The 17286-nt window shown below is 70.8% G+C and carries 17 protein-coding genes; 5 read left to right on the forward strand and 12 right to left on the reverse strand.

Annotated features, from left to right (window positions below):
• Window positions 1-109 precede the first annotated feature (109 nt).
• Genes ACFVU7_RS18605 through ACFVU7_RS18640 form a run of 8 tightly spaced genes read right to left on the reverse strand, consistent with a single transcriptional unit; the run spans window position 110 to window position 6905 of the window.
• Window positions 110-487 (reverse strand): metal-sulfur cluster assembly factor, encoded by a 378-nt coding sequence (locus tag ACFVU7_RS18605; protein ID WP_079271946.1) that lies wholly within the window; start codon window positions 485-487, stop codon window positions 110-112.
• 21 nt (window positions 488-508) lie between these two features.
• Window positions 509-961, reverse strand: a complete 453-nt coding sequence (gene sufU / locus ACFVU7_RS18610) for a Fe-S cluster assembly sulfur transfer protein SufU (protein ID WP_049650585.1) — start codon at window positions 959-961, stop codon at window positions 509-511.
• A gap of 19 nt (window positions 962-980) precedes the next feature.
• On the reverse strand, window positions 981-2240 hold the full coding sequence (locus ACFVU7_RS18615; RefSeq protein ID WP_049650586.1) for a cysteine desulfurase: 1260 nt from the start codon (window positions 2238-2240) through the stop codon (window positions 981-983).
• Window positions 2237-3001, reverse strand: a complete 765-nt coding sequence (gene sufC, locus ACFVU7_RS18620; protein WP_049650587.1) for a Fe-S cluster assembly ATPase SufC — start codon at window positions 2999-3001, stop codon at window positions 2237-2239. The genes ACFVU7_RS18615 and sufC overlap by 4 nt, the downstream gene beginning before the upstream one ends.
• A 6-nt stretch (window positions 3002-3007) precedes the next feature.
• Entirely contained in the window at window positions 3008-3325 is a 318-nt protein-coding gene (locus tag ACFVU7_RS18625) for a bifunctional 3-phenylpropionate/cinnamic acid dioxygenase ferredoxin subunit (RefSeq protein ID WP_049650588.1), read from the reverse strand.
• A 5-nt stretch (window positions 3326-3330) separates the two neighbouring features.
• The gene (sufD, locus tag ACFVU7_RS18630) at window positions 3331-4560 is read right to left on the reverse strand and encodes a Fe-S cluster assembly protein SufD (protein ID WP_380780579.1); all 1230 of its coding nucleotides are present in this window, start codon (window positions 4558-4560) and stop codon (window positions 3331-3333) included.
• A 54-nt stretch (window positions 4561-4614) separates the two neighbouring features.
• Entirely contained in the window at window positions 4615-6030 is a 1416-nt protein-coding gene (sufB, locus tag ACFVU7_RS18635) for a Fe-S cluster assembly protein SufB (RefSeq protein ID WP_049650590.1), read from the reverse strand.
• A 50-nt stretch (window positions 6031-6080) separates the two neighbouring features.
• Window positions 6081-6905: a helix-turn-helix transcriptional regulator gene (locus tag ACFVU7_RS18640; protein WP_388045997.1), complete on the reverse strand. Its 825-nt coding sequence runs from the start codon at window positions 6903-6905 to the stop codon at window positions 6081-6083.
• 154 nt (window positions 6906-7059) lie between these two features.
• Between ACFVU7_RS18640 and ACFVU7_RS18645 the strand changes: the two genes are divergently transcribed.
• Both ACFVU7_RS18645 and ACFVU7_RS18650 read left to right on the forward strand, forming a co-directional pair.
• Window positions 7060-7986 carry an ABC transporter ATP-binding protein gene (locus tag ACFVU7_RS18645; protein WP_388045999.1) on the forward strand — a complete coding sequence of 309 codons (927 nt, stop codon included), beginning with the start codon at window positions 7060-7062 and terminating at the stop codon, window positions 7984-7986.
• 20 nt (window positions 7987-8006) lie between these two features.
• Complete coding sequence (locus ACFVU7_RS18650) at window positions 8007-8783, forward strand: ABC transporter permease (RefSeq protein ID WP_388046135.1); 777 nt, start codon at window positions 8007-8009, stop codon at window positions 8781-8783.
• Window positions 8784-8858: 75 nt separating this feature from the next.
• Here ACFVU7_RS18650 and ACFVU7_RS18655 read toward each other — a convergent pair whose 3' ends face one another.
• Together ACFVU7_RS18655 and ACFVU7_RS18660 are read right to left on the reverse strand one after the other, a co-directional pair.
• The gene (locus tag ACFVU7_RS18655) at window positions 8859-9533 is read right to left on the reverse strand and encodes an LAETG motif-containing sortase-dependent surface protein (RefSeq protein WP_181970706.1); all 675 of its coding nucleotides are present in this window, start codon (window positions 9531-9533) and stop codon (window positions 8859-8861) included.
• A gap of 413 nt (window positions 9534-9946) precedes the next feature.
• Window positions 9947-11266 carry a choice-of-anchor A family protein gene (locus tag ACFVU7_RS18660; RefSeq protein ID WP_388046001.1) on the reverse strand — a complete coding sequence of 440 codons (1320 nt, stop codon included), beginning with the start codon at window positions 11264-11266 and terminating at the stop codon, window positions 9947-9949.
• A 258-nt stretch (window positions 11267-11524) separates the two neighbouring features.
• Between ACFVU7_RS18660 and ACFVU7_RS18665 the strand changes: the two genes are divergently transcribed.
• Window positions 11525-12505 (forward strand): heme A synthase, encoded by a 981-nt coding sequence (locus tag ACFVU7_RS18665; protein ID WP_049649626.1) that lies wholly within the window; start codon window positions 11525-11527, stop codon window positions 12503-12505.
• Window positions 12506-12574: 69 nt separating this feature from the next.
• Here the strand turns inward: ACFVU7_RS18665 and ACFVU7_RS18670 are convergent, their stop codons facing one another.
• The gene (locus ACFVU7_RS18670; protein WP_053111946.1) at window positions 12575-12901 is read right to left on the reverse strand and encodes a hypothetical protein; all 327 of its coding nucleotides are present in this window, start codon (window positions 12899-12901) and stop codon (window positions 12575-12577) included.
• A gap of 73 nt (window positions 12902-12974) precedes the next feature.
• Between ACFVU7_RS18670 and ACFVU7_RS18675 the strand changes: the two genes are divergently transcribed.
• Window positions 12975-13616: a DUF2461 domain-containing protein gene (locus ACFVU7_RS18675; RefSeq protein ID WP_049649621.1), complete on the forward strand. Its 642-nt coding sequence runs from the start codon at window positions 12975-12977 to the stop codon at window positions 13614-13616.
• Window positions 13617-13681: 65 nt separating this feature from the next.
• Here ACFVU7_RS18675 and ACFVU7_RS18680 read toward each other — a convergent pair whose 3' ends face one another.
• Window positions 13682-14629, reverse strand: a complete 948-nt coding sequence (locus ACFVU7_RS18680; RefSeq protein ID WP_074001672.1) for a heme o synthase — start codon at window positions 14627-14629, stop codon at window positions 13682-13684.
• 462 nt (window positions 14630-15091) lie between these two features.
• On the opposite strand from ACFVU7_RS18680, the gene tkt reads away from it, so the two are divergent.
• Entirely contained in the window at window positions 15092-17191 is a 2100-nt protein-coding gene (gene tkt / locus ACFVU7_RS18685; RefSeq protein ID WP_388046003.1) for a transketolase, read from the forward strand.
• The last annotated feature ends 95 nt before the right edge of the window (window positions 17192-17286 follow it).

Consider the following 17286-nt stretch of genomic DNA (forward strand, 5'->3'; position numbering starts at 1 on the left):
CGGTCGCGGCTCCAGCCTGGCCGCCCGGTCGCAGATATACCACTGCCGTACAAACCTTTCCCTCGAAGGGGAGGTTTGTACGGCAGCAGGTTGACGAACTAGCCCGTCCTCAGACGTTGAAGCCGAGGGCGCGGAGCTGGTCGCGCCCGTCGGGGGTGATCTTGTCGGGGCCCCACGGCGGCATCCAGACCCAGTTGATGCGCAGGTCCTGCACCAGGCCGTCGGTGGCCGTCTTGGCCTGGTCCTCGATGACGTCGGTCAGCGGGCAGGCCGCCGAGGTGAGCGTCATGTCGATGGTGGCCACGTCGGACTCGTCGATGTGGATGCCGTAGATCAGGCCCAGGTTGACGACGTCGATGCCCAGTTCGGGGTCGACGACGTCCATCAGGGCCTCGGTCAGGTCCTCGACCGAGACGGTGCCGGCGGTGGTGCCGACGATGACGGTGCCGGTCTGCTCCTCCGCAGTGGAGGGGGTTTCGTCACTCATGGTCTTGTCCTCCTCTGCGGGTCAGTCGTTCACGGCGGGGTTCTTGGCGAGCGCCTGGGCGGTGGCGTCCTTCCAGGCCATCCAGCTGAGCAGCGCGCACTTGACCCGGGCCGGGTACTTGGAGACGCCGGCGAACGCGACCGCGTCCTCCAGCACCTCCTCGTCGCCCTCGCCCTGGCCCTTGCTCTGCATCAGCTCCAGGAAGGCCTCCTGGACGGCCTGCGCCTCGCCGACGGTCTTGCCGACCACCAGCTCGTTCAGCACCGAGGCGCTGGCCTGGCTGATCGAACAGCCCTGGGACTCGTACGAGACGTCGGTGACCTTGGCACCGTCGAGCTTCACCCGCAGGGTGATTTCGTCGCCACACGTCGGGTTGACGTGGTGCACCTCGGCGTCGCCGTCCCGCAGCCCCTTGCCCTTCGGGTTGCGGTAGTGGTCCAGGATGATGTCCTGGTACATCGAGTCGAGCTTCATGGTCGTCCTGCCCCGTCCCTCAGCCGAAGAAGTTCCGGACGTGGTGCAGGCCGTCGATCAGCGCGTCGACCTCGCCCGGCGTCGAGTACAGATAGAACGACGCCCGCGTGGTCGCCGGAATTCCGTACCGCAGGCACACCGGCCGCGCGCAGTGGTGGCCGACGCGCACGGCGATGCCCTGCTCGTCCAGCACCTGGCCCACGTCGTGCGGGTGGATGTCGCCGAGGGTGAAGGAGATCGCGGCGCCGCGGTCCACGGCCGTGCGCGGGCCGATGATCCGCAGGTCCGGGACCTCCAGCAGCCGCTCGACGGCGTACTCGGTGATCGCGTGCTCGTGCGCCGCGATCTTCTCCATGCCGATGCCCTGGAGGTAGTCGATGGCCGCGCCGAGTCCGACCGCCTGGGCGATCGGCGGGGTGCCGGCCTCGAACTTGTGGGGCGCCGGGGCGTAGGTGGACGAGCCCATGGTGACGGTCTCGATCATCTCGCCGCCGCCGAGGAACGGCGGGAGGTCCTCCAGCAGCTCCTGGCGGCCCCAGAGCACGCCGATGCCGGTCGGGGCCAGCATCTTGTGCCCGGTGAAGGCGACGAAGTCGGCCTCCAGCGCCTGCACGTCCAGCACCATGTGCGGCGCGGCCTGCGAGGCGTCGATGACGACCAGCGCGCCGACCGACTGGGCCTTGCGGACGATCGTCTCGACCGGGTTGACGGTGCCGAGCAGGTTGGAGACCAGGGTGAAGGAGACCACCTTGGTCTTCTCGGTGATCAGCTCGTCGATGTTCGACAGGTCGAGCCGGCCCTCGTCGGTCAGCCCGAACCACTTGAGCTTCGCACCGCTGCGCTGCGAGAGCAGCTGCCACGGGACGATGTTGGAGTGGTGCTCCATCTCCGTGATGACGATCTCGGAGTCGGCGTCCACCCGGTACGGCTCGTCGGCCCAGGCCAGCATGTTGGCGACGAGGTTGAGCGACTCCGAGGCGTTCTTGGTGAAGATCACCTCGTTGCGGCTCGGCGCGTTGACGAACGCCGCGACCTTGTCCCGGGCGCCCTCGTACAGCGCCGTGGCCTCCTCGGCGAGCACGTGCACGCCGCGGTGGACGTTGGCGTTGTGCCGCTCGTAGTAGGCGTTCAGCGCCTCCAGCACCTGGCGCGGCTTCTGCGAGGTCGCCGCGTTGTCCAGGTAGACCAGCGGCTTGTCGTCGTGCAGCACCCGCTGGAGGACCGGGAAGTCCTTGCGGATCGCGTCGGTGTCGAGCAGTCCCGCGAACGGATGCGTCACTCGGACGCGCCCCCCTTCACATACGCCTCGTAGCCCTCGTTCTCCAGCTTGTCGGCGAGCTCGGCGCCGCCGGACTCGACGATGCGGCCGCCCGCGAAGACGTGGACGTAGTCGGGCTTGATGTACCGCAGGATGCGGGTGTAGTGAGTCACCAGCAGGGTGCCGACCTCGCCGGTCGAGCGGACCCGGTTGATGCCCTCGGAGACGATCCGCAGCGCGTCGACGTCCAGGCCGGAGTCGGTCTCGTCGAGGATCGCGATCTTCGGCTTGAGCAGCTCCAGCTGGAGGATCTCGTGGCGCTTCTTCTCACCACCGGAGAAGCCCTCGTTGACGTTGCGCTCGGCGAAGGCCGGGTCCATCTGGAGGGCGGCCATCGCCTCCTTGACCTCCTTCACCCACAGCCGCAGCTTGGGGGCCTCGCCGCGGACGGCGGTGGCTGCGGTGCGCAGGAAGTTGGAGACCGAGACGCCCGGGACCTCGACGGGGTACTGCATGGCCAGGAAGACGCCGGCCTTGGCGCGCTCGTCGACGGACATCTCCAGGACGTCCTCGCCGTCGAGCAGCACCGAGCCGCCGGTGACGGTGTACTTGGGGTGGCCGGCCAGCGAGTAGGCGAGGGTGGACTTGCCCGAGCCGTTCGGACCCATGATGGCGTGGGTCTCGCCCTGCTTCACGGTCAGGTCCACGCCCTTCAGGATCTCGCGCGGGCCGTTCTCGGCGTCCACGGAGACGTGCAGGTCGCGGATTTCAAGGGTTGCCATGTGTACTCAGGACTCCTGGTTGACGGAGACGAGCACATCGTCCCCTTCGATCTTTACGGGGTAGACAGCGACCGGCTTGGTGGCGGGCAGGCCAGACGGCTTGCCGGTGCGCAGGTCGAAGCTGGAGCCGTGCAGCCAGCACTCGATCATGCAGTCCTCGACCTCGCCCTCGGAGAGCGAGACGTTCGCGTGCGAGCAGGTGTCGTTGATCGCGAACACCCCCTCGTCGGTGCGGACGACGGAGACCGGCACGCCGTTGAGGTCCACGCGCTTGGGAACGTCCTCCTGGAGGTCGTTCAGCGCGCAGGCACGGAGGAAGGTCATCGGGCTCAGACCGCCGATTCCAGCTCGGCGTCGATCTTCTCCATGAGCTGGTCCTGGACCTCGGCCACGCCGATCTGCTGGAGCAGCTCGGCGAAGAAGCCGCGCACCACCAGGCGGCGGGCCTCGTCGGCCGGGATGCCGCGGGCCTGCAGGTAGAACAGCTGCTCGTCGTCGAAGCGGCCGGTCGCCGAGGCGTGGCCGGCGCCGACGATCTCGCCGGTCTCGATCTCCAGGTTCGGGATCGAGTCGACCCGGGCGCCGTCGGTGAGCACCAGGTTCCGGTTGAGCTCGTAGGTGTCGGTGCCGAGCGCGGCGGCGCGGATCAGCACGTCGCCGACCCAGACCGCGTGGGCGTCCTGGCCCTGGAGCGCGCCCTTGTACGCCACGTTCGACCGGCAGTGCGGCGTGTCGTGGTCGACGACCAGGCGGTGCTCCAGGTGCTGGCCGGCGTCGGCGAAGTAGAGGCCGAACAGCTCGGCCTCGCCGCCGGGGCCTGCGTAGTTGACCCGCGGGTGCAGCCGGACCAGGTCGCCGCCGAAGGTGACGACCACGGACTTGTAGGAGGCGTCCCGGCCGACCAGCGCGTTGTGCTGGGCGACGTGGACGGCGTCGCGGTCCCAGTCCTGGACGGAGACGAAGGTGAGCTTGGCGCCCTCGCCGACCAGCAGCTCGACGTTGGCGGCCCGGGTCCCGGTGCCCGCGTGGTTGAGCACCACGACGGCCTCGGCGAACGGCTTGACGTCGATCACCACGTGGGCGAAGCGGACCCCGCCCTCGCCGCGCACGTCGATCCGGACCGGCTCGGCCAGCACCGACTCCTTGGGGACGGTGACGACCAGGGCCTGGTCGAAGGCGCTGAACGCCTGCGCGGCGACCCGGTCGACCGGCGTGCCGGCCTTGCCCAGGCGGGCGTCGTCCCGGCCGACGGTCTCGGCGGTGACGCCGTCCGGCAGCGTGAACTCGACCTTGTCCTCGCCGCGCTCGGCAGCGGCGGCGGTGCCGTCGTGCAGCCCGCCGAGGCGGTGCAGCGGGGTGAACCGCCAGTCCTCCTCGCGGCCGGTGGGCACCGGGAAGTCGTTCACGTCGAAGGACGGCTTGACCGCGACGCGCGCGTCGATCGGCTGCTGGACCGTGGTGCGGCCGGTGCCGGGGCCGGCGAGCTGCGCGCCCGCGCCGGCCGTGCCGACCTCGATCGAACCGGCGGTGGTGGAGCCGGTGGTGTTCTGCTCAGCCATGGCTGTTCGTAGTGCTCTCTTCCTCGGAAATGAGTGGACGGCGGCGGCCGGAGGTCAGCCGACCGCGCCCTCCATCTGCAGCTCGATCAGCCGGTTGAGCTCCAGCGCGTACTCCATCGGCAGCTCGCGCGCGATCGGCTCGACGAAGCCACGGACGATCATCGCCATCGCCTCGAACTCGGTCATGCCGCGGCTCATCAGGTAGAAGAGCTGGTCCTCGCTGACCTTGGAGACGGTCGCCTCGTGGCCCATGGACACGTCGTCCTCGCGGACGTCCACGTACGGGTAGGTGTCCGAGCGGGAGATGGTGTCCACCAGCAGCGCGTCGCACAGCACGTTGGACTTGGCGCCCTTGGAGCCCTCGCCGATCTCGATCAGACCGCGGTAGGAGGTCCGGCCGCCGCCGCGCGCCACCGACTTGGAGACGATGTTGGACGAGGTGTTCGGCGCCATGTGCACCATCTTGGCGCCGGCGTCCTGGTGCTGGCCCTCGCCCGCGAAGGCGATCGAGAGGGTCTCGCCCTTGGCGTGCTCGCCCATCAGGTAGACGGCCGGGTACTTCATGGTGACCTTGGAGCCGATGTTGCCGTCGACCCACTCCATGGTCGCGCCCTCGTACGCCACGGCACGCTTGGTGACCAGGTTGTAGACGTTGTTCGACCAGTTCTGGATGGTCGTGTAGCGGCAGCGGCCGCCCTTCTTGACGATGATCTCCACGACCGCCGAGTGCAGCGAGTCGGAGGAGTAGATCGGGGCGGTGCAGCCCTCGACGTAGTGGACGTAGGCGTCCTCGTCGACGATGATCAGCGTCCGCTCGAACTGGCCCATGTTCTCGGTGTTGATCCGGAAGTAGGCCTGCAGCGGGATGTCGACGTGCACGCCCTTCGGCACGTAGATGAACGAGCCGCCGGACCACACGGCCGTGTTCAGCGCGGCGAACTTGTTGTCGCCGGCCGGGATCACCGTGCCGAAGTACTCCTTGAAGATCTCCGGGTGCTCGCGCAGCGCGGTGTCGGTGTCCAGGAAGATGACGCCCTGCTCCTCCAGGTCCTCGCGGATCTGGTGGTAGACGACCTCGGACTCGTACTGGGCGGCGACACCGGCGACCAGGCGCTGCTTCTCCGCCTCCGGGATGCCGAGCTTGTCGTAGGTCGCCTTGATGTCCGCCGGCAGGTCCTCCCAGGACTCGGCCTGCTTCTCGGTGGAGCGGACGAAGTACTTGATGTTGTCGAAGTCGATGCCGGTGAGGTCGGAGCCCCAGGTCGGCATGGGCTTCTTGCCGAACAGCTTCAGGCCCTTGAGCCGCAGGTTCAGCATCCACTCGGACTCGTTCTTCTTCGCCGAGATGTCGCGGACGACGTCCTCGCTGAGCCCGCGCTTGGCCGCGGCACCGGCGGTGTCCGGGTCGGCCCAGCCGTACTCGTAATTGCCGAGGCCTTCGAGCTCGGGGTGCGAAACGGTGTCAGTCATGCGAGCTTCCTAACGCGCGGACGCTGAATCTTCGGTGGACACAGAATTTTTCATGTACTGGCAGTCGGCATCGCATCGGAGCCGCGTCCCGCCGGGGGCTGGGCGGGCGACGATGCGGCACCGGGTGCCGGCACATAGGTGGTGCAGACCCCGTCGCCGTGGGCGATCGTGGCCAGCCGTTGCACATGGGTGCCCAGGAGCTGGGAGAAGACCTCGGTCTCCGCCTCGCAGAGCTGCGGGAACTGCTCGGCGATGTGCGCGACCGGGCAGTGGTGCTGGCAGAGCTGGGCGCCCGCCGGGGCCTTGGCCGCGGCCGACGGGACACGCCGCACCGTGGCAGCGTACCCGTCCGCGCTGAGCGCCTGGGCCAGCGCCTCGGGGCGCTCTCCGGCGGCGGCCAGGCGCAGGGCCTCCAGGTACTTCTCGGCCTGCTTGCCGAACCGGGCGCGGGCGAAGGCGGCGACCGCCTCCTCGCCCGCCTTGCCGCCGCCCACCGAGTCCGCGATCCAGCGCAGCGCGTCGGCGGCGAGCTGGTCGTACGCCTGGTAGAAGGCGTCCCGGCCGGCGTCGGTGAGGGCGAAGACCTTGGCCGGACGGCCCCGGCCGCGGCTGCCGTAGACCCGCTGTTCGCGGGACTCGACCAGACCGGTGGCGACCAGGCCGTCGAGGTGGCGGCGGACGGCGGCGGCGGTGAGGCCGAGCCGGTTCGCCAGGTCGGCGGCGGAGGACGGGCCGTGGTCCAGGATCGACCGCGCGACCCGGTCCCGGGTGGCCCGGTGGCCCTCCAGCAGCACCTCGGCCGCCGTCACGGGCACGTCACAGGAGGAGGCCGACTCGGCCTCCCGCTGCTGGGCGTGCTCGCGCATGTTTTTCACAACACCAGTGTTGCGTAATTACTTCCGCCGGGACAAGCCGTGACCCAGGCCTCACCGGTGTCATCTGTCACGCAGGTTAGCCTTACCTGACCTGGGAAAACGATCACCGAGCCGCCGTCCGGCCGGCGCGTCAGGCCCTCTTACACTCGCCGGTATGCACTCCGAACCCGCGGTCCAGATCGCCGGGCTGGTCAAACGCTACGACGACAAGCTCGCGGTGGACGGCCTCGACCTCACCATCCCGGCCGGCGCGATCACCGCCGTCCTCGGCCCCAACGGCGCCGGCAAGACCACCACCATCGAGACCTGCGAGGGGTACCGCCGTCCGGACGGCGGCACCGTCCGCGTCCTCGGCCTCGACCCGGTCACCCAGGGCGCCGCGCTCCGGCCCCGGATCGGCGTCATGTTGCAGTCCGGCGGCGTGTACGCGGGCGCGCGCGCCGTCGAGATGCTGCGGCACACCGCCAAGCTGCACGCCCACCCGCTGGACGTGGACGCCCTGGTCGACCGCCTCGGCCTCGGCTCCTGCGGCCGCACCACCTACCGCCGGCTGTCCGGCGGCCAGCAGCAGCGGCTCGCCCTGGCGATGGCCGTGGTCGGCCGCCCCGAGCTGGTCTTCCTGGACGAGCCCACCGCAGGCCTCGACCCGCAGGCCCGCCGGGCCACCTGGGAGCTGGTGCGCGACCTGCGCCGGGACGGCGTCACCGTGGTCGTCACCACCCACCACATGGACGAGGCCGAGCAGCTCGCCGACCGGGTCGCCATCGTCGACCGCGGCAAGGTGATCGCCGACGGCACCACCGAGGAGCTGTGCCGCGGCGGCGCCGAGAGCACGCTGCACTTCGACGGCCCGCCCGGACTCGACCTCGGCCCGCTGCTCAAGGAGCTGCCCGAGGGCGCCACCGCCACCGAGACCGCCCCCGGCAACTACCACGTCGAGGCGCCCGTCGACCCGCAGCTGGTGGCCGCCGTCACCGGCTGGTGCGCGGCCTCCGGCATCCTGCCCGAACGGCTGTCCGTCCAGCGCCGCAGCCTGGAGGACGTCTTCCTCGACCTGACCGGACGGGAGCTCCGCTCATGAGCGAACGCAGTGAGGGAACCATGAGCGCCGCCACGACGGACTACTCCCCCCAGCCGGGCCCCGCGCCCGTCGGCCGGATGCTGCTCGCCCAGACCGCGTTCGAGACCCGAATGCTGCTGCGCAACGGCGAGCAGCTGCTGCTCACCGTGGTCATCCCGACCGTGCTGCTGGTGCTGTTCTCCGCCGTGGACATCGTCGCGGTCGAGGGCCCCGGCAAGCGGGTCGACTTCCTGGCCCCCGGGCTGCTCGCGCTGGCCGTGATGTCCACCGCCTTCACCGGCCAGGCCATCGCCACCGGCTTCGAGCGCCGCTACGGCGTGCTGAAGCGGCTCGGCGCCAGCCCGCTGCCGCGCTGGGCGCTGCTGACCGCCAAGACCGGCTGCGTCCTGGTGACGGAGGCGCTGCAGGTCGCGCTGCTGTCGGTGATCGCCCTGGCCCTCGGCTGGTCCCCGCACGGAAACCCCCTGACGGTCGCCGCGCTGCTGGTCCTCGGCACCGCCGCCTTCTCCGGGCTCGGCCTGCTGATGGCCGGCACCCTGAAGGCCGAGGCCACCCTGGCCGGCGCCAACCTGGTGTTCATCCTGCTGCTGCTCGCCGGCGGGGTGGTCGTGCCGCTGGGCAAGTTCCCCGACGCGGTGCGCCCGGTGCTGGAGCTGCTGCCGATCTCGGCGCTCTCGGACGGCCTGCGGTCGGTGCTCCAGGCCGGCGCCGGGGTGCCGTGGGCGGACCTCGGCATCCTGGCCGGCTGGTCGGTGCTCGGCCTGGCCGCGGCCGCCCGCTTCTTCCGCTGGGAGTGACCGGCGACGGCAACGCACAACGCCCCCCGGCCACTTGGCGGCCGGGGGGCGTTGCCGTTGTCGACTGACCTGGCGTCAGCTCTCGCTGCCGCCACGGCGCTTGCGGGCGAGCAGCACGAGCGCGCCGCCGACCAGCAGCACGCCGCCGCCGGCCGCCGCGATCATCGGGGTCGCGTCGCTGCTACCGGTCTGGGCGAGCGCCGGCGCGCTGGCGGAGGGCGACGGGGTGGGGGTCTTGCTCGGGGTGTGGGTCACCGACGGGGTCGGGGTGGCCGGGGGCGTCGTGACCGGCGGCGGGGTGCTCGGGGTCACGGTCGGCGTCGGGGTGGGAGTCGGGGTCGGGGTCTTGGTGGGGGTCGGGGTCGGAGTCGGCGTGTGGCACGGCTCGATGGTCTTGGTCTCGTTGATGTTCCAGCCCTTCTCGTTCGGGTTCTCCGTGGTGGTGACCACCAGGTTCGCCTTGATCGGGGCATCGTGGTCCTTCACCGGGAAGGAGCCGTGGAACTCCGCGGGGAAGGCCTTGGCGTCCAGGACCTTCTCGCCGTCGATGGTGAGGCTGACGGTGTTCTTCACGTCGGCCTTGGGGCTGTAGTTGATCAGATCGATCACGATCTTGTCGCAGGTCACCGACCAACTCGGCACGTGCGCCGAGGCATTGGTGGCCAGTGCCAGAGGCAGGAGAAAACCGGCCGCAGCCGTGCCGGCGAGTGCCGTCGCGCCGATCGCGAAGTGCCGCTGCTGTCGCGCCATTACTTTGTTCCCCTCCGAACGGTCGTGCGCAGCAGGCGTGTTGAGTGGTACGCGGTGGCCCGCTACGACTGTCCGGGGGACTCTACCGGCACTCCCGCACCCCGCCACACCCCGCCGCACGACCGGATATCGACTGTCCGTCCGTCTTCCGATGTGCTTGGGCCAGCCCATCACAGCCGTCACCTCGCAGAACGCGGATTCGGCAAACCTGAATGGACTTCGCCACTTCAGGGAAGAACGGAGCCCCCGGTGATCAGGTTCAATCACCGAGGGCTCCGATTCGGTCAGCTGACGAACGCCGGGCTATTCCGGCCTTTCCGTCGTTTCCGACCTTTCCGTTCTTTCCGACGCTCCCGTGCCTCCGACGCTCCCGCGTTCCGGCGTTCCCGGCCGGATCGCCGGGCTCAGCCGGTTCAGGCCTTCCGGGCCGCCTTGCGCCGGGCGGCCACCACGATCCCGCCGCCGGCCGCGAGCACGACCGCACCGCCGATCGCCAGCGGCAGCACCGGACCGGAGCCGGTGTGCGCCAGGTTGCCCCCGGCGTCCGGCTGGGCGGACGGGCTGCCCGAGGCCGTCGGAGCGGCCGTCGAGCCGCCGGCCGACGGGCTGCCGCTCGCACTGGGCTTGCCGCTCGTCGACGCGGACGGGCCGCCCGAGGGGCTCGCCGAACCGCTCGGGGCGGTCGACGCGCTCGGCGTGGCCGACGGCGAGCCGCTCGGCACGGTCGGCGGGACGGTCGGCGGCACCGTCGGGGTGCCGGACGGCGTCGGGACGGTGGTGCCCGGCAGGCAGCCGGTGAAGGGGTAGTGGTGCGTCTCGGCACCGCCCTTGCCGGTCAGCGAGGCGGCGATCACCGAGCCGTTGACCGGGCCGCCGCTGCCGAGGTCGAAGGCGGCGTTCGGCGCGAGCACGGTGCCGGCCCAGGCGGCCTGGCTGTTCTTGACCACCTTGGTGGCGGTCGGGAAGTTCCAGAGCAGCCTGGACCGGATCGCCCCGCCCGCGGCGCTCTGGAGCTTGTCGTCCAGCACGAAGGCCTTCTTGCCCTCGTCCCACAGGTGGAAGCCGGTGGTCCCGGCCGCCGCCATGTCGTACGAGCCACCGGTCACGTTGACCACCGTCACCGAGCCGGCCGGCACCTTGAGGTAGACGTCCTTGGCGCCCTGCAGCTTCGCCGCGTCGACGGTGAAGCTGTTGTACTTCGCGTCGCCGCCGGTGAGCGTGAGCTTGGCGCCCTCGGCCTGGACGGTGGCGCCGGCGGTCTGCGGGACGGCGGCCAGCGAGGTGGCGGCGGCGCGCAGCTTGGCGAACTCGGCCCTGAAGTCGATCGGCGAGGGGCCCTGGTTGACGGTGCCGGCGTGGGCCTGGGCCACCGCGCCGTCGGCCTTGGAGCCGAAGACGCCGTTGCCCTTCATCACCTGGGTGTTGTGGCCGGTGAGCTTGCCGGCCACGACCAGGGCGTTCTTGCCCGGCAGCGCGTCGACCTGGGCCTGGGTGAGCTCCTGGCCGACCGAGAAGCCGCCGGTGAAGTCGGCGTTGCCGCCGACCGCGACCGCGCCCTCGGCGTCGGGGGTGTGGGTGTCGTCGCCCTCGATGAACTCGCCGTAGAGGTTGGCGACCCCGAGGCTGCGGCACTCCTGGTCGGTGCCGACGGCCTGGGCGGCCGGCGCGACGAGCCCGGCCAGTGCGAGCGAGCCGCCTACCGCGAGCGCGGCGGCGGAAATGGGTATGCGCATGTGCAGGTCTCCGCTTGCGTGCGGGCGTAGATGGGGGGAGGGGTCCTCAAAAAGGTATGGACCAATCCGCACTCTTTCGGCCAAACGGGTGATTGGTCAAGACCAATAACCTCCTTGACCGAACCACCCCGGTTTGTCCGCGTGTCGCACCCCAGCGTGTCGCCGCCCGCCGGCTCCGCCGCCTCCCGCCGCACCACCCGCGCCACACCGCCGCGCGGCCCGTGCCCCGCCCCAAGATCGCCTGTAAGGCCGCCTACGATTGACCGCGTGCCTAATCCCTTCTCCCTGCTCGCCGAGCGCTGGCAGCCATCCGCCGAGATGGTCCGGCGTGCCACGTTCGCCGCGCTGGTGATGAGCGTGGTGATCGTCGTCACCGGCGGCGCCGTCCGCCTCACCGCCTCCGGCCTCGGCTGTACGACCTGGCCCCGGTGCACCGACGAGAGCCTGACGCCCACCGCCGAGATGGGCTTCCACGGCATCGTCGAGTTCACCAACCGGATGCTCACCTACGTGCTGAGCGCCGCCGTCGGCTGGGCCATCCTGGCCGCCCGCTGCCACCGGCCCTGGCGGCACAGCATGACCCGGCTCGGCTGGGCCCAGTTCTGGCTGGTGATGAGCAACGCCGTGCTCGGCGGCATCACCGTGCTGACCGGCCTCAACCCGTACACCGTGGCGCTGCACATGATCGCCGCGATGGCCCTGGTCTGGGTCGCGCTGCTGATGTGGGAGCGGTCCAAGGAGGGCGACGGCCCGCCGACGCTCGTGGTGCCCCGCCCGGTCCACCAGCTGTCCTACGTCCTGGTCACCGTGATCGGCCTGCTCGTCGCGGCCGGCACCCTGGTGACCGGCGCCGGCCACCACCCCGGCACGCCCAAGGACAACAAGATCGTCCCGCGCATCCCGATCGACTACGACCGCCTCGCCCAGTTCCACGCCGACTTCGCGTTCGTGTCCGTGGGCCTGGCCATCGCGGTGATCTTCGTCCTCGCCGCCGTGAAGGCCCCCCAGGCGGCCAGGTCCCGCACCAAGGAGCTGCTGGCCGTCCTCCTCCTCCAGGGCGTCCTGGGCTTCATCCAGTACTTCACCGACGCCCCCGAGCTGATGGTCGGCCTCCACATGCTCCTCGCGGCACTGACCTGGATCGCCGCCCTGCGCGTCCCCCTCGCCCTGCGCACCCGCGGCGCCGAGGCGGTCACCGACCAGCTCCCCGCCCAGACCCCGCAGCCCGCCGCGGTCTGACCGCGCACACGCCGACGGCCCGGCTCCCCCGCGTGGGGGAACCGGGCCGTTCGTCGTACCGGGATGCGGTCAGATCTGGATGCCGGCCATCCGCTTCCACTCGTACGCGCCGGTCTTGACCTTGAGGCCCAGCTCGCCCTCGAAGTCGTCGTGCAGGGTCAGCCCGGCCAGCTCGGCGGCGCGCTTGCCCACGGCGTAGCTGGGGGCCACCTGGTCGCCCCAGGCGCCGTCCGCGCCGACGACCACGATGCGGGTGGCCACGGAGCCGACGTACTCGACGACGGCGTCGCCGCCCCCGTGCTCGCGGGCGAAGCTGGTGAGGTGCTTGGCGATGCGCTTGGCGCGGCGCTCGGTGCGGGCGTCCGGCGCGGCGGTGGCGGTCTCTGCGCTGCTCATGTCCCGCATGCTACCCACCGGTAGCGCCGCTGGCGACGGGAGCGCCCTGTGCACCGGGCCACATACTGGAGGGGTGACCTTCTCCGGCTGGCCGGCCGAGGCGCTCGACTTCTACGAGCACCTGGAAGCCGACAACTCCAAGACCTTCTGGCAGGCCCACAAGGACGTCTACGACGGCGTCGTCCGGGCCCCGATGGAGCTGCTGCTCGCCGAACTGGAGCCGGAGTTCGGGCCGGGGAAGATCTTCCGGCCCAACCGCGACGTCCGGTTCAGCGCCGACAAGTCCCCGTACAAGACCCACATCGGCGCCCATCTGGAGAGCGGCGGCTACATCCAGCTCTCCGCCGACGGTCTGGCCTGCGGCAACGGCCTCTACCAGCTCGCCCCGGACCAGCTGGAGCGCTACCGCGCCGCCGTCGCGGAGGACGTCACCGGCGCGGAGCTGGAGCGGGTGATCGCCCGGGTGGAGCAGCAGGGCCCGCTGGTCGTGGGCCGGGACTCCCTCAAGTCGGCCCCGCGCGGCTACCCCAAGGACCACCCCCGGATCGGGCTGCTGCGCCACAAGGGCCTGGTGGCCTGGCAGGAGTGGGAGCCCGCGAAGTGGCTGGGCACCCGCGCCGCCCACACCCGGATCGCCGGCTTCCTGCACGCCTCCCAGCCGCTGCGGGACTGGCTGGACGGCCACGTCGGCCCCTCCGAGCTGCCCGCCCGCTGAGAACGCGAAGAGCCCCGGTCCGCCTGGACCGGGGCTCTTCGCGTAAGCCTCTGCTTCGTAAGCCTCTACTTGACGAACGGGTCGATCGCGCAGACCACCATCAGCAGCGACAGGTAGGTGATCGACCAGTGGAACAGCCGCATCTCCTTGAGCTTCGCGCCCACGATCCCGGCCTTGGCCCGCCCGTACAGCGCGTGCGCCTCGCGCAGCCAGGCCCCGCCCAGCAGCACCGCGGCGACCGGGTACAGCCAGCTCATGTGGCCCAGCGGCCAGACCGCCAGCGAGACCGCCACCATCACCCAGGAGTAGGCGACGACCTGCTTGCCGACGGCCACGTTGCCCTTGACCACCGGCAGCATCGGCACGCCGGCCCGCTCGTAGTCGTCGCGGACCTTCATCGACAGCACCCAGGTGTGCGGCGGCGTCCAGAAGAACACGACCAGGAACAGCATCACCGCGGCCCAGGACACCGAGTTGGTCACCGAGGACCAGCCGATCAGGACGGGCATGCAGCCGGCGATGCCGCCCCAGACGATGTTCTGCGAGGTACGCCGCTTGAGCCCCAGCGTGTAGACGAACACGTAGAACAGCAGCGCGCCGAGCGCCAGCCAGGCCGACAGCCAGTTGACCCCGAAGCCCAGCAGCAGGGTGGAGACGACGGCGAGGACGATGCCGAACACCAGCGCCTCGCGCGGCGACACCATCCCGGTGACGATCGGACGCCGCTCGGTGCGCGACATGACCGCGTCGATGTCGCGGTCGATGTACATGTTGAGGGCGTTGGCGCCGCCGGCCGAGAGGTAGCCGCCGACGACGACCTTCAGCACCAACAGCATGTTCGGCACGCCCTGCTGGGCCAGGAACATCACCGGCACGGTGCTCATCAGCAGCAGCTCGATGATCCGCGGCTTGGTCAATGCGACGAACGCGCCGACACGGGCCCCGAACGGCCGGTGCGCAGGAGTCGCCCCGGTGACCCCGGCGGGACGGGTTTCGACGGCGGTCACTAACACCCCAACTGAAGATGAATCTTCGCAGGCGTCCACAGGAACGAAGGGTCCCGAATCGTCCGCTCTGCGCGTACCACGACACCATAGACGTTCCATATATCCCATCCGGCTCCGGGGTCCCCCGGCGAGGCGGAACGCACACCCCCGGGTGAACCGCCCGGGCGGGGCCGTCGAGCGCCTCCGCCGGGTCCGCTAGCCCGTCCTGACCACCGGAGCGGCGCGACGGCGCGAACCGGGAGAGTCTGGGACAAATCCATCCGCACCGCTCCAGTGGGAATCTGCATGCGGAATTGCCGGTTGTCCCAGCACGGAGGGTGAGCCGCACCCCGGACGGTAGGCTCGCGGACAGAAGCGGGATCTACCCTCCGTGACCGGCACCACCCAGCGTCGGGACCACAGCGCCGTGGCCGACCCGGTCCCCATTCACGGGGTCACTCTTCACAATGGAAGGAGCCCTGAGACAGGGTGAGCACTGCGCCGACGAACGCATTCGAGTGGACCGATCTGGATGAGCGCACCGTTGACACGGCGCGCGTCCTGGCCATGGACGCTGTCCAGAAGGTCGGTAACGGACACCCCGGGACGGCCATGTCGCTGGCCCCGGCCGCGTACCTGATCTTCCAGCGGTTCCTGCGCCACGACCCGACCGACCCGTCCTGGGTCGGACGCGACCGCTTCGTCCTCTCCCCCGGCCACACCAGCCTGACGCTCTACACCCAGCTCTACCTCGCCGGCTACGGCCTGGAGCTGGACGACCTGAAGGCCTTCCGCGTCGCGGGCAGCCGTACCCCCGGCCACCCCGAGCACGGCCACACCGCGGGTGTGGAGACCACCACCGGCCCGCTGGGCCAGGGCATCGCCAACGCGGTCGGCATGGCGATGGCCGCCCGCTACGAGCGCGGCCTGTTCGACCCGGAGGCCCCGGCCGGCGAGTCCCCCTTCGACCACACGGTCTGGGCGATCGTCTCCGACGGCGACCTGGAGGAGGGCATCTCCGCCGAGGCCTCGTCGCTGGCGGGCCACCAGAAGCTGGGCAACCTGGTCGCCGTCTACGACGACAACCACATCTCGATCGAGGGCGACACCGAGACCGCCTTCTCCGAGGACGTCCTCAAGCGCTACGAGGCGTACGGCTGGCACGTCCAGCGCGTCACCCCGAAGTCCAACGGCGACATCGACGTGGCCGCCCTGGCCGAGGCGCTGGCCGCGGCCAAGGCCGAGACCTCCCGCCCGTCGATGATCGCGATGCGGACGATCATCGCCTGGCCGGCCCCGGACGCCCAGAACACCGCCAAGGCCCACGGCTCCGCGCTCGGCGCCGCCGAGATCGCCGCCACCAAGAAGGTCCTGGGCTTCGACCCGGAGAAGACCTTCGAGGTCAGCGACCAGGTCATCGGGCACGCCCGCCAGGTCATCAAGCGCGGCAAGGCCGCCCGCGACCAGTGGCAGCAGGGCTTCGAGGCCTGGCGCGCCGCCAACCCGCACCGCGCGGCCGAGTTCGACCGCATCGAGGCCGGCGAGCTGCCCGAGGGCTGGAAGAAGGCCGTCCCGTCCTTCCCGGCCGGCAAGGACGTCGCCACCCGCAAGGCCTCCGGCGACACCCTCAAGGCGATCGGCGCGGTGATCCCGGAGCTGTGGGGCGGCTCGGCCGACCTCGCCGAGTCCAACCTCACCACCATCGACGAGGACAGCTCCTTCCTGCCCGAGGGCAACCCGCTGAAGTCGGCGAGCCCGTACGGCCGGACGATCCACTTCGGCATCCGCGAGCACGCCATGGGCTCGACCATGAACGGCATCGCCCTGCACGGGAAGACCCGGGTCTACGGCGGCACCTTCCTGGTCTTCGCCGACTACATGCGCCCGGCCGTCCGCCTGGCCGCGGTGATGAAGCTGCCGGTCACCTACGTCTGGACGCACGACTCGATCGGCCTCGGCGAGGACGGCCCGACCCACCAGCCGGTCGAGCACATGGCCTCGCTGCGCGCCATCCCGGGCCTGGCCATGGTCCGCCCGGCCGACGCCAACGAGACCGCCGTCGCCTGGCGCACCATCGTCGAGCGCCACACCAGCCACCCCGGCCCGGTCGGCCTGGCGCTGACCCGCCAGGGCGTCCCGACCTTCGACCGCGAGGTCTTCGGCTCCGCCGAGGGCACCGCGAAGGGCGGCTACATCCTGGCCGAGGCCTCCACCGGCGACCCGCAGGTGATCCTGCTCGGCACCGGCTCCGAGGTCCAGCTGGCCGTCCAGGCCCGCGAGGCGCTGGAGGCCGAGGGCATCGCCACCCGGGTGGTCTCGCTGCCGTCCTTCGAGTGGTTCCAGGAGCAGGACCAGGCCTACCGCGACAGCGTGCTGCCGCCGTCGGTCAAGGCCCGCGTCTCGGTCGAGGCCGGCATCGCCCAGGGCTGGCGCGAGCTGGTCGGCGACCACGGCCGGATCGTCTCGCTGGAGCACTTCGGCGCCTCCGCCGACTACAAGGTGCTGTTCGAGGAGTTCGGCATCACCACCGAGCGCGTGGTGGCCGAGGCCCACAACGCCCTGCGCTCCCTCGAGGCCGTCAACCGCTAGCGGCCCCCGGGCCGCTGCACCTGGACGAGAAGCTCACCCGCGCCCAGTTCCAGCAGCTGACCGCGGACCTGCTGGAGCGCTGCAAGGTCCCGTTC

The sequence above is a fragment of the Kitasatospora sp. NPDC058046 genome, from assembly GCF_042885595.1.
In the GTDB taxonomy this organism is placed as follows: domain Bacteria; phylum Actinomycetota; class Actinomycetes; order Streptomycetales; family Streptomycetaceae; genus Kitasatospora.

What these genes read in the sequence shown, in the direction of transcription:
- ACFVU7_RS18605 (WP_079271946.1), bottom strand. Translation starts at nt 487, where the DNA reads ATGAGTGACGAAACCCCCTCCACTGCGGAGGAGCAGACCGGCACCGTC.
- sufU (WP_049650585.1), bottom strand. Translation starts at nt 961, where the DNA reads ATGAAGCTCGACTCGATGTACCAGGACATCATCCTGGACCACTACCGC.
- sufC (WP_049650587.1), bottom strand. Translation starts at nt 3,001, where the DNA reads ATGGCAACCCTTGAAATCCGCGACCTGCACGTCTCCGTGGACGCCGAG.
- ACFVU7_RS18625 (WP_049650588.1), bottom strand. Translation starts at nt 3,325, where the DNA reads ATGACCTTCCTCCGTGCCTGCGCGCTGAACGACCTCCAGGAGGACGTT.
- sufD (WP_380780579.1), bottom strand. Translation starts at nt 4,560, where the DNA reads ATGGCTGAGCAGAACACCACCGGCTCCACCACCGCCGGTTCGATCGAG.
- sufB (WP_049650590.1), bottom strand. Translation starts at nt 6,030, where the DNA reads ATGACTGACACCGTTTCGCACCCCGAGCTCGAAGGCCTCGGCAATTAC.
- ACFVU7_RS18645 (WP_388045999.1), top strand. Translation starts at nt 7,060, where the DNA reads ATGCACTCCGAACCCGCGGTCCAGATCGCCGGGCTGGTCAAACGCTAC.
- ACFVU7_RS18650 (WP_388046135.1), top strand. Translation starts at nt 8,007, where the DNA reads ATGAGCGCCGCCACGACGGACTACTCCCCCCAGCCGGGCCCCGCGCCC.
- ACFVU7_RS18655 (WP_181970706.1), bottom strand. Translation starts at nt 9,533, where the DNA reads ATGGCGCGACAGCAGCGGCACTTCGCGATCGGCGCGACGGCACTCGCC.
- ACFVU7_RS18660 (WP_388046001.1), bottom strand. Translation starts at nt 11,266, where the DNA reads ATGCGCATACCCATTTCCGCCGCCGCGCTCGCGGTAGGCGGCTCGCTC.
- ACFVU7_RS18670 (WP_053111946.1), bottom strand. Translation starts at nt 12,901, where the DNA reads ATGAGCAGCGCAGAGACCGCCACCGCCGCGCCGGACGCCCGCACCGAG.